Genomic DNA, 12,079 nt, shown 5'->3' with positions numbered 1-12,079 from the left:
GTTAACCAATACGTCCAAACTTATAAGGAGCAATATCCGGAAGTCCACATTACTGCCGATCCTGACGATAACGGATTTACTTAAGCAACAACAAGGCGGCTCCTTACGAGGGAGCCGCCTCTATTTTTGTATGGGTTTTAATCTATATTTTCAATACTCCATTCTCCTGCTTCGTTTTTAGTAAAGAAGTAGGTAATACCTTGATTTTCAATACTCCCGTCTGAGGATTTTTTTGCAAAGCGCACGCCTACTCTAATTTGTTCTGGCTGATCGACTTTTTCTATAAGATCCAAATCATAGAACATAAATTGATCGCTTTCGTTTGTGTAATAGAAGCCTTCTCTTATAGATTCCAAAGACTCCTTATTCAGATTCTCTTCAAACTTTTCTTTGTTGTTCTCCACAACTGATTCAAGATTTTTCCTTAATTTGGGAATAATGTTTTCGTCAAAGAAGCTGCCTTTATATTTGTCAAAGTCAATAGAGACGCCTTTCTTAAAATCGGCCGCTGTGATGTCCTTAATTGCTTCTTTCTCGGCTGTTTCGATCAGACTTTCTGTGTTTGTTGGTGTATTGTTGGTTGAAGGTGCTGGGCTTGTTGTGTTGGTAGGTTCTTCGCTATTGGAAAGAGTGTCAGTGTCATCTGATTTCCCACATGCAGAGAGAAGTAATGCTCCGATTAAACATAAAGATAAAATACCGCGAGAGAGATTTTTCATTAGGTTGAATCCTCCTTGTAAGTTTGGGTATATATGTAAGAACGAAGGGGAGAAAAAAAGTTGCATTTTATATTTCGTAACGATACGCAACATTGTAGAATTGCCAAGTTGGTTGATCAATGAAGATAACGGCTAGCTTTATTTCTCAAAAACAGAATGCTATGTTTCATAGGGTAACTCTAGTTGGCTAGATATCTGAAGAAGGAACTCATCCGCTTTCTTAATCAGGTTCATTAGATGTGTGGGCTGCATTTTGCTAATGAGGGAGTTCTCCTGTGATAAAAAGGATAAGGATTGTATAAATATCAAAGGCTCCACATTCATCTCCGAGTCTTTGGGGAACATCCGCAGTATTTCTTCTAGCAACATATTTGAAATAGGCTGCCTTCTCTCCCTCTTTATATATAAAGCAGTTAGCATGGATTCTAATGCCCTGTTGCATAGTAATAAACTGACGTGATGCATATTTTTGTCAAAGAAATGCAAAGATAAATTCATATATTCTTGAGAGCAGCTGGCATGAAGAACAATCATATCCTGGTAAAAGCCGCCTGCTTCCTCATGTTGGGAGGATGTATTCATATTAAGGTCAGCATCTCTTGTTACCGTCGATTTCATAATTAGCTTCACTCCCATTTTCACTAAGAATATACTCTAGTAATCGGAATCATCATTTTCCAGTATCTGTATTATATCATTCTAACCAATTTGTAGGCAATAGCCTACGGAAATTCCCTTATAGAACCGCATAAGATGAATTTAACTATCTATTAAGGGGTTATAACGTGGCTAATCATAATGATAAATCCATAGAGTTACTAGCCTTCGGCAGAGCTCTTCGAAATATTCGCAAAGAAAAAAAGCTCACCCAAGATGAGTTGAGCCTCTATTCCCGTGTCGACCGATCTTATATTAGTGAGCTAGAGAACGGAGAAAAAGCGCCTACTCTTCTAACAATTACTGCATTAGCAAGGGCGCTTCATGTTAAGGCTTCGGTTTTGATTGAGACGTATGAGAGGGAATTGGAGGAGAAATAGTTTAGGGCGACTAGAGTAAATAGTAGATCCCAATTATCATTTTTTCGCCCTCCCAGCATTCCCCACCTTTTCCACATGTTCAGCCCGAATCTTCGGATCAGTGATGTTCGTCTCAATCAATGATTGATAGATTTTCTGAATATCAGATTCCGATAAACGGTATCCACCTTCTCCGCTTGAATCCGATTCATTTTGCGCTGAATATATTCGGAAAGCTCAACATCGTACACAATCAGTTCGTCCGATTGGATTTTTCTTAGTTCCGGATCTACGCTGAATCTACAGCGCATTGTAAAAGAAACCAGTGAGATGAACTGGCTTTTTTGGTAGTCAGGAAGCAAGCTTTTAATCGCTTGAATATGGCCGTAATTTTGCATAAAGGGATTATACATTTTAAACAGGTTACTTACCGTCCACTCTTGTTCCCTTAACCTCTCCCATGTAGTTCTTCGTCTCGATGACAAACAATCCTTGTGGTGTGATCACTACATGGTCGATCTGCGAATAGCCCGTTCGGGACTTCGAATTCGTCACCATTAAATCATTTACATATCTACATCCTTTGGGGAGTTGGTCTAGTTGAATATTAATCTTATGCTCACCCAAATTCGAGTAGGCTGAACCTTGGGATTGGCGTTGTTTCCTGATGTTTTGGCTTTATTCGTATGTTGAGCCGGCTTTTTCTTTGGCTTATCAGAGGATTTGAACAAGGACTTTAATTTTTCAAACATAAGAGAGCTCCGTTCTGTATGTAATTTACTCGATCCGTTTATTAAGAGGCGATGTACTCCTCTGTATACTCCATTCAGTAGAATTAATTACTAGCTACGTTCTCCCCTTTATTTTAGAATGCCTCCCTAATCATACTACAAAGTTATTGACCCATCGTATATTTATACATTAACTTACTTATATAAATTATTTTCCTAAATATGGTATATGGATCTGGAGGCGAATATCTTTGGTACCTACAGACAGAACGATCAGTACGGAGCTATTACGTTACTTGGAGAAGGAAAAACTCAGCATTTCCTCTTTTGCAATTAAATCGGGAATCAATTCTGGAACCCTCAGCCGCTTTATCAATGGGAACCAGCCCCTTTCCGTTTCAAGTCTTGATTTAATTACGAAAGCCATGAATCTAGGAGAAGGATATTTTTATTCTCTATATGTAAATGAGTCAACCCCGAACTGGAGACGACTTGGCCCCTTTATCATGCGATGTGCCGAGCTAGGGAAATTCTACTGCATCGATCAGGCTGTTGATTTAATAATCGATAACCCAGCTTATTCATCCCTACTCTTTGATAGCGCTGAAGCACTATTTCACAAGGGCAATCGGGAGGCTGCTCTGATCATATACAAAAAAGTTGCCGAAAATGAAAAACACCAGCATGCTGAACGATTAGGTTTGTGTCAATACAGAATATTTACTTGCTCCCTAAACTCGGATCAGGAACATAATCTGAACTGTACCATACAATTTGAAGCTTATGTCAAGCGACTTCCTGAAGGGGTGCAATTAGATGCTTTAAAAGATTTAACTAACACGTTGTTGTCCTTAAATAAAAGGAATAAAGCAAAGTACTATGCTCAGGAAATGGGACGCATCTCCAGAATGTTGTATGGGCAGAAACATAATAAAAACAGGTCACATAGGAAACCAATAGAGCCAGCCAAACCGTTGTTTGGATATATTTTATACTCCGATCTGCTGTTAGGCTCCATAGCTGCAGATAACAATGATTATGATCAAGCACTTTATTACTTATCCTGTTATGAGGATCAAAGCTGGATTATAGAATCAGATGAAACTGCCGAACGAACCAAAGAGCAATTCCAGGAATGGGCTAGAGGCAACCGTTATCTATATGAACTAATGAAAGGCAACATAGAAGTACTAGAACCATACATCGAGTATATCTCTTCGAGAGAGAACGAAATACTAAGAGCTTTATTTAAGGTCATCCAAGCAGCTAACATGTATCATTTTGAAATTGATGAATATCTCGAAAGATTTGAGAATCTGATCAGGGATCATCTCAAGCGACGAGAACCAGTTGGCAGTTATAACGAACAACTAATTGATGACCGATTTGCTAAATTCCTTACCGATGTCGGCATGTATTATATACGGAAGGGTAACATTAAAAAAGGATCAAAATATATACTGGATAGTTTAGAATTCTCATACACCATCAATTTTGAAATTAACATCGTAAGATGCTGCACAACCATGGAGCATATACAATCTAAGCTAAGTCATGTCGATCTAGAAAGGTATGCTGCAATACGAGATAAGTTGAAAGTTAGCGGTACTCTTATTCATCCTTAGCTTCACGGAGGCCTTAGTTGCCAATTGCTTAACTGCAGCGTCGCATGTTATTGATCCGATATCAGTGAATTAGAGAACGGAGAAAGAACCCAGGCTAGTGATTGTTGTATAGCCTAGGTTCTTCATGTTAAATCCACGATTTCATGGTACTTCCGTTAATCAACCATTTTTCAAAACAAGGTAAAGTTTTTATAATGACCTTTGAACTTTGACTGATAAACCCTAATCTGTACTCGTTATTCGAATAATGTTAATCAATTTGCAAAGGACCTACAACCAATTAAAGTGGAGAAGTAGGCCCTTTCTGAATATGAAATTTTAGGTGGGATGAAATACAAAAAGTACAAGCCAGCGTCTCTCACTTTCTGTTTGTGCGGTTTGTATTTTGTTTGTTAATACCTACCTTAGCCTAACTATTCATTATTTCTAATGTATACTGTATTTGCAACATAGTTAATTGTCTGAGCTGTTTCACTGTAAGGGAAACAAGCGGCTAGACCAATAATTCTCTGATCTAAGCTTTTAATTGATGGTTTCTTCCCATCGACAGCAAATTTATCAGTAATTATTAGTGGATATACTAACAATAACCCATTAGTTACTGGTCTCAAAGCCCTTAAAGTTTTTATTTTTTTTGAAGCTTCTTGTTGAACATCAATGTCAAGGAACTCATCCCCTTGACTTAAAAGTGTACCTATTGATATTATTCCGTCCATTCTATTAAGGTATTGCCGGCTTGCAGGATTACAAATAATATCGCTAGTAACTTTGAAACTATGCTCATTTTCGTGCTGATTGGACATCAACGCAACAGTCCAATTAATTAATTCATTCTGCTGTAACTGCTCTTTTATGTAGTCTGACCATAAATTAGTTTTTACAGTTAATGCATTTTCAGGAGTGGAAAAATCATTTAAATACTCAAGTATAGTTTCTGGTTTTATATGCCACAGATAATTCCCGTTCTTTTGGTCTTGGGGCTTTCCTAAATCATTAATAAAGGATAGAGTAGCATAATAATTGCCCTCAACAATATCCTTTTTTTCTTCAAAAACAACAGTCTGTGAAGTCGATCCTGAAAAAGATAATGATTCGGTAACTTCAAACGCATCCTTCATTTTAAGTTGACTAGTAACCTGTAGATCAGGATTTGATAAAATCTTCAAACCAAAACTAGTAGGTGATTTTCCCCATACCTCCATAAGCTTAAGATTTTCTCGTAACTCATTGCTTGCTTTAGTAATATATCGATAGTTTTCAATGAGAATAGGTGACGTATAAATTCTGCAAAGATCAACATACCCATCTCTATACCCAAACCATCTGCCCATTTGCATTAGCGTATCATACATGTTACTCGATCTTAAATAGTAACTAGTTGTAAGTCCTTCAAGAGTCAAACCCCTTGAGAGTTTATCACCACCAATCGCTATTACATATAATCCATTTTCAACATTTTCTTTATAATTTAAGCTATCAGTAGATTGGCCATTTATCATTTGAACAGTAATTTTTTGAATAACTTCATGCAGTATTTGAGTGATTTCATCCCAACTATTTTCGTTATTAGGACCACAAATTGTCGCTGTCGTCTTTATAAAGTCATCTTCCCATAAACCTTTCAACTCATCAATTATTTTATCCTTTTGTTCCTTATTGTCATCATATTTAAAATAAATTTTTATCTGTTCTAACTCCTCATGAACCAGCCTAGTTAGAACCTTTTGGAAATTAACTGATCGATTTATATGTACCAACATTGAATTATGCTTATAGGTTTGACCACGTAAAACTCTAATGGCGGTTGATAAAATAAACGATTTAAAAGCCTGTCGCAAAGAGTTTGGCAAACTAGTTGGCAACCCTTCTTCATTCATATTAAATTGTATCTCATCCTTTGTTGTTCTAAGAATTGGGTGCCCCTCAGTCCCAAATATAGTATTTGGTCCAACGTAATTCGGTGGTGTTATCAGAGAAACAATAAAATCCTTCGGGAATAAATCAGGCCCATACTTATCATGTGTTAATTGATGGTCAATCAAGACATTTGCAAAAGGTGTCGCCGTATATCCTGTATAAACTCTCTGTTTAAACTGCAACAAAATTTCGCGAATTAAAGCATTGATAGTAGTAGGGTTATATTCCTCATTCTCAATGCTTTCTGGGTTATTTGTGTCGATCGACGCTTGATCAGCCTCATCATCTATCATCAGCATTGAAATACCATGGGTTTTATTCTTAAAATAGTCTCTTATCGCTTCAAGTATATACTTGTTCTTTTTAACAACTAAAATAAGTGGATTGCCTTCAGTTGGATAAACACCTACCCGACTTAATAAGTTGCTGTTTACGTCTCCTCCTTCATAGCGTGATGTTAAGCATTGGATTTGTAATTCTTCAATAAGTCCAACCCCAATTAAGCCCTTACTTTGCTCTCCTGATTTTCTACCTATAACCTCTTCATCAAGTCTAATTTGCGTTTGACTTCTAAGGTCATCATGAATGCCTGTTAATACTATAACTAGGTTATAACCTAGATCTAAAGACTTGCAAATCAGCCCCGTATAATTTGACGTCTTACCCGATTGTACTTCCCCTACCACAAGACCCCTTATATCAAATTCATCTTTAAATTTAGGGTATTCAAATCTTCTTAATATTCCCTCAGTAGAAATATCAAGTCCATCAACAGTTCTGCTATCCCACTCTTTTGTTTCTAACAAATATTTTCTATATCTATTCCAAAATCTCCAAGTAATATTGCTATACTCCGAGGTATACCACGGTGTCGGCTCTGAATCCTTATTTTTAACTATTATATTACTGCTAGTACTTGAGGAATTATAGTAGTCTAGCATTCGTTCTTGAACTTTGATATAATCAACTTTTGAGAATTTGGATATAGATTTCAAAACTTCTACAGCTTCATTTATAGCAAAAACGGCACCATATTTTATTACATGATCCTGGTCAATTAAATTTTCTGCAACCCCTATTGCTTTTTTGAATAACTCAATATTAACTTCAACCTCTTGACTGTTTAGGTCTTTTTTCAATAATATATATATTTTCTCAATCCATTCCAATGGTGATAGCTTTATAGCCGGAAAGTTTATGAATACATTGTTTAATATAAACTGCTCTTTTTGTTCCGAAGTCCAGTCAGCCACTTTGAAAGCTTCAAGTGAATTTAAAACAATATTTTTATATGATATATCATTATTTTCAACAAAAGTGTCTAAAGCCTCTTTTATATTTCCCATATCTTGATTAAAATAGGACAATAGGAAGTCTTGTAATTCTTCATACCAATCAATTTGCTCCATTTAAATACTCCTTTTACCAAGTAGGATAACCTGTATAAATAAAGCCATCATTCCCCGTACGACGTAGCACTATCAATATATTTTTCAAACTATCAAAAGACGTATTTCCGCGCAAAATTCCCCGACCATTTATATCTGTATCTCTATGCACAATAGTTGTTTTGAATTGCCCTGGTCTGTTCTTTAACCAGTTTTCTATTTTTTGCTGATTTGATATCAATAACTCTCTAACTACATTTTCTGCTGAATTTAGATCATTAAATCGAGAAGCACCACTAATTTCAGGTTCGTCAGTTAGTCTCTGGGTTAAGTCTGAGTCTGTTACATTTACGTGCTTCTTTATCAAATGACCTCCAAGATCCTCATGCTCTTGAAGCCCTCTTGGTAATGGAATAGTTGTATTTGAATATAATGCCATAAAGTATCCCCCCAAAAAATGTGCTGACAAAAAGAATATATGTAGAATCCATAAATTATTTTATTTCAAATTCTTTTTTTATTAATTGAATCAAAAACAAAGCAGTTTCCTCATCAAACTGCAGTGACTGACTTATTTTGTTTGGAATTTCCCTGTCTTCCGAACCATATGTATCTATCTGAAAATACTTTCTACCGTAGCTATCTCTGAAAATCGAATACGTCCCCCTAACAGTCTGATGAATGCTGATTCTTGTTTTATCTATTTTAGTCATTTGTTTATGACATAATAGAGCCATATCATCACCTACCTAATCAGTATAAAAGTCCCTTATACAGACAATATTCTACATCAATTTCCCATTTCCTTCTTCTCAGTCTTATATTTACATTGTGAATAGACATAAGAAAAGGAAGTTCTTATTCGTCGAATAGACAAAAAGAACCACACGAATCAAGACGCAAAATTCAAGACCACATGTTTAGGCGAACTAGATTAGCAAAGGATTACTTTGTCGATGTTTGTATTCTTCAACAGCAAGCCCATCTCAAAAGATATATTTAATACAATTCTTGGATAACGGGCATTCTGTTAATTTTGGATTTTTCGAGGTACATATTAATCCAGCAAAATCGAGCACTGCTAAATTAGCATCTCTTGTACTGTCCATTCCTTCAAAATGTGCCCTAATTTTAGCTGCTAGCTCTTTGTCCATTCGAGGTCTAGGATTCATTGATGTGTACCCGAAATATCTTGTAAAGAGCCGAATAACATTCGTGTCAATCGGAACAACCGGCTGGTCAAATGCATAGCACAGTACAGCATTTGCAATATAATCGCCGATTCCAGGGAGCTCCCTTAACTCGTTATAATCATTCGGAACTGTACCGTTATGCTGACTGCAGATTATCTCAGCTGATTTTATTAGTCTTTCTGCACGATAGTTTAGTCCAATAGGAGCAATGATTTCTTCCAGTGTTTCAGTATCTGCCCTTGCTAGTTCGCTTATATCAGGATATTTCAGCAGCAGCTGTTCATACACTTCCTCAACTTTACGTACATGGGTCTGCTGAAGCAGAAACTCTGCCAATAAAATTCGATAAGGATCTTTCGTATTTCGCCAAGGAAAGTGATGCCGTCCATTCTCGATATACCATGTCAGCAGCTCCTTCCAAAAGAAAGAATCTTGGCTCACTTCATCACCACCTTTATGTTTTTTCGTATTCTTATTTATTCTTACCCATATTAGCAGCATCCAATAATTTCAATCATTAATGGCCCTTAATAATAAACAAAACACTCAATACCTGCTCACTAGCCCAGTTATTGAGTGTTTTGTTGTACCTAAATCAAAATCAGATGATATTACTCAGCTGCTTCGTATATTCATCTTTGAACTGCACCCAGCAGGCTTCCTGCTTGGCCCATTGGGTTACATTCCGATCACCTGCAGAGGCACGTAGGAAAAATAATGCCTTGTCAGCAATAATTCTTATTACTTCATCCCATTTATCTGATAACGCTTGTCGATTCCATACATCTACTAGCTCTATTTTATTTCCATATATATGATTAAGCATGGACACAGTATAGTAAATTACGTTTGCCCTATATCCCTGCAGCCTCATAGACTCCACAATATTAGTTACATGACGATTAATAATGGTTCTTGCTATTAATTTCTGATAAACTTCTAGGGTAACTTCACTCAGAGGAATAGTCTCATCATTATCATCCTTCTCGTATTTCCAAAACTGTTTATTTTGCTCCATAAACCGCTTAAAGGCTTCTTCTCCGCCTTTACTTGAAATATGGGGGAAACCTTCACAAGACATATAATGTTTAGCCAAATCAACTTTGGTAATAGTCTTTTCACTTGGGTATTGCTTTTTAAATTCATTTTGCTCCTTACCACGTTTACGTCTATTTAAATCAACTGCATATTGACCTCTTGCGCGTTCAAAGTACCATTTACTCTCTAATTTTCTACCATCATTGGTTGGGATCCATGTGTTCCTGGATAACTTTTCTAACTCAGACATAAATCTAGAATTTGCTAACAGATCAGATTTGTTTATTTTATTCTGTGTATTGGCATACTCTGAAATATTTGAAACCATCTCATCTTCAAGCAGTTGATGATCTTTCTCTTGATTTGCTTCAACATGAAGGATGGTCAATTTTGCCTGAACATATACTTCCGATAAATCTACATCGCTCTTATAAGCCTGATGAATTGATGCTGTAGTCTGTCCGCCATTTACAATTTGCCAACCGGTTAGCCCCTTAATACGATAAAGATTTATGTTTTCATTTATTTTTTCGATTTCTCCCGAACGAGCTACACTAGAGATACCATTATTATAACTGACAAACATTCGTCTTTCATTGGGGTCTTTAAGAGTTTTCAAAATCCCTTTATTAGTTCCACCCTTAGCCTGCAAGTAAGATCGTACATTTCGTTCAACAAGTTTTGAACCCCATTGGTCATAAGCTTTAGCAAGTAATTGTGCAGGTATGAATCCTACATAACATGTAAAATAATTCATTTCTCCTTCATGCTGAGCATTGGGAACGTACATCATCTCAAATGACTCTCCCAAATCCTTCGCAAAATCGATATGAATCGTTTGGACACCTTGCTCGGCCAAGATGATCTGAAGTATCCGATCTACGTCCCACACTTGAACATTAACTGTTTCAACTCCAGGAATCGATAGCTCTATTGGTTTATTAGAATTATAGAACATATTGGTTATTACAAATATATTCACTTCATCGATATCACTTATATTATCTGATATAAGTACAGCCAATTCTCGAGCTTGAAGAGAATGATCGATTGTATGAGCTAAAGTTTTAGCGTTCGTAAAAAATCGTTTAGCCTGATTGGCAAGTTCAGTCATCATCGTCATATTTATCGTAAGTAATTGCTGCTCGTTTTGATCAAAGTTATAATCAGCTATATATAAGTCAAGAACGTTCTGACTTTCGTCAAATGAGTAAGCATTTACAGCTATTTTTTTTTGAGTATCTATATATGGAGGAATTAATATATCAGGATCATCGTCTCTCTCCATATACTGAAGCATCTTTTCTAAGAAAGGAACTCGATAAACTCCTGTTTTTGATGCTTTTTCTTCTATTTCTTCAAGAAATCCTTTGAGGAATTCGCTCCGCTGTCTATTTTCTAACATTCAAAAAGTCCCCCATTACAAATCGAATACTTCATCAACTTCTCTTTCAAAATCAGTACAATGTGTAAGGTCGATGCTGTAACTAACATGTGAGATTCCTTTGGGTAAATCCTCCTGCAATATCCTTGGAAAGTCCGCCGCAGCTTCATATACCTCTACTTTATCTAGAAAGAAGAAATCATCCGCATAGTCTTCTTCTTTAAATCTCAAATCGTCTAAAAGATCATTAAATTTTAATAACAAACGATCAGAACGACTTGCAATATTTGTTCGGACCTCGTTCACAAGTGTTTGTAAAGAAACACCATGAGTTTTACTAGGCTCTATAAAACACACATAGAGATAAATACTAGATACTGCATTTGTTAGCCTTAACTGATTTTCGTTTGATATTTTTATTGTTTTCATTAGCTTATTTATTGCAGTCTTAATCTCTACACCCCGATTAGAATGCTTAAAATCGATTCTTCCACTTGTTGGTCCTTCCCACTGGTCTATAATAAGTGGGGGAGCAGTTGGAAACCGATTAAGCCAATCTTGTATATAACACAATTCTCCGAAAAGTCCCCGCTGCTGTTCTTCAGTTAGTTTACGGTAACCACCTTTTTGAAAAAATACGCGCCATCTATCTAATACCTTGTAAATTACAGTAAATACTGATTCATTCTGTTCTCTGGTCATCAAATGATCCACTACATTCTGCAGCACAACCTCAAAAATATCTGTACCATGTCCTGTCTCTTGTCGTAAAACAAGATAGTAATGCCCTTTAAGTAAAGCCAGTTTTTCATAATACTCAACTTTGATAGATAGCCCTCGCCATTTTGGAAGTGCCTTAAGCTGAGCTGGCTCCCAGGATTCAGGTCCTAAATCGATATACAGCTGTCTATTCATATTTACAGTATCTACACCTGCAAAAAGAATGGGACTTTCCACCGTAAGAATCCTCAGTTTATAAACTTCTTGCTGGGAATGGCTATTTAATTCTTTAATCATTTGCTCGAATTCTAATTTAAGATTCAACATATTTTCCTCACTCTTTAGAAC

9 protein-coding genes and 1 pseudogene are annotated in these 12,079 nt (G+C 36.3%); 2 read left to right on the top strand and 8 right to left on the bottom strand.

What is annotated here, in order from left to right:
• Nucleotides 1-137: 137 nt before the first annotated feature.
• Together DP091_RS16985 and DP091_RS16980 are read right to left on the bottom strand one after the other, a co-directional pair.
• A complete protein-coding gene (locus DP091_RS16985; protein ID WP_113059415.1) occupies nt 138-719 on the bottom strand; it encodes a hypothetical protein in 582 nt (193 codons plus the stop codon).
• Between the two features lie 159 nt (nt 720-878).
• Complete coding sequence (locus DP091_RS16980; protein ID WP_113059414.1) at nt 879-1,337, bottom strand: hypothetical protein; 459 nt, start codon at nt 1,335-1,337, stop codon at nt 879-881.
• 167 nt (nt 1,338-1,504) lie between these two features.
• On the opposite strand from DP091_RS16980, the gene DP091_RS16975 reads away from it, so the two are divergent.
• A complete protein-coding gene (locus DP091_RS16975) occupies nt 1,505-1,756 on the top strand; it encodes a helix-turn-helix domain-containing protein (protein ID WP_113059413.1) in 252 nt (83 codons plus the stop codon).
• Nucleotides 1,757-1,872: 116 nt separating this feature from the next.
• On the opposite strand, the pseudogene DP091_RS32340 reads toward DP091_RS16975, so the two are convergent.
• Nucleotides 1,873-2,362, bottom strand: a pseudogene (locus tag DP091_RS32340) (nuclease-related domain-containing protein).
• Between the two features lie 400 nt (nt 2,363-2,762).
• Here DP091_RS32340 and DP091_RS16965 point away from each other — a divergent pair.
• The gene (locus DP091_RS16965; RefSeq protein ID WP_258394593.1) at nt 2,763-4,091 is read left to right on the top strand and encodes a helix-turn-helix domain-containing protein; all 1,329 of its coding nucleotides are present in this window, start codon (nt 2,763-2,765) and stop codon (nt 4,089-4,091) included.
• A 413-nt stretch (nt 4,092-4,504) separates the two neighbouring features.
• Here DP091_RS16965 and DP091_RS16960 read toward each other — a convergent pair whose 3' ends face one another.
• The 5 genes from DP091_RS16960 to DP091_RS16935 all read right to left on the bottom strand — a co-directional run bounded on the left by DP091_RS16960 (nt 4,505) and on the right by DP091_RS16935 (nt 12,058).
• Complete coding sequence (locus DP091_RS16960; protein WP_113059411.1) at nt 4,505-7,417, bottom strand: contact-dependent growth inhibition system immunity protein; 2,913 nt, start codon at nt 7,415-7,417, stop codon at nt 4,505-4,507.
• Nucleotides 7,418-7,430: 13 nt separating this feature from the next.
• Nucleotides 7,431-7,835: an RNase A-like domain-containing protein gene (locus DP091_RS16955; RefSeq protein ID WP_113059410.1), complete on the bottom strand. Its 405-nt coding sequence runs from the start codon at nt 7,833-7,835 to the stop codon at nt 7,431-7,433.
• Between the two features lie 547 nt (nt 7,836-8,382).
• Nucleotides 8,383-9,030 carry an A/G-specific adenine glycosylase gene (locus DP091_RS16945; protein ID WP_181469836.1) on the bottom strand — a complete coding sequence of 216 codons (648 nt, stop codon included), beginning with the start codon at nt 9,028-9,030 and terminating at the stop codon, nt 8,383-8,385.
• A gap of 160 nt (nt 9,031-9,190) precedes the next feature.
• Nucleotides 9,191-11,032, bottom strand: a complete 1,842-nt coding sequence (locus DP091_RS16940) for an AIPR family protein (protein ID WP_113059407.1) — start codon at nt 11,030-11,032, stop codon at nt 9,191-9,193.
• A gap of 15 nt (nt 11,033-11,047) precedes the next feature.
• Nucleotides 11,048-12,058 carry a PD-(D/E)XK motif protein gene (locus DP091_RS16935; protein ID WP_113059406.1) on the bottom strand — a complete coding sequence of 337 codons (1,011 nt, stop codon included), beginning with the start codon at nt 12,056-12,058 and terminating at the stop codon, nt 11,048-11,050.
• Nucleotides 12,059-12,079: the final 21 nt, after the last annotated feature.

Source organism: Paenibacillus sp. MDMC362 (assembly GCF_003269305.1).
GTDB lineage: Bacteria > Bacillota > Bacilli > Paenibacillales > Paenibacillaceae > Paenibacillus_AQ.
The sequence above is the reverse complement of the archived record's forward strand: the minus strand, read 5'-3'. Positions and strand labels throughout refer to the sequence as shown.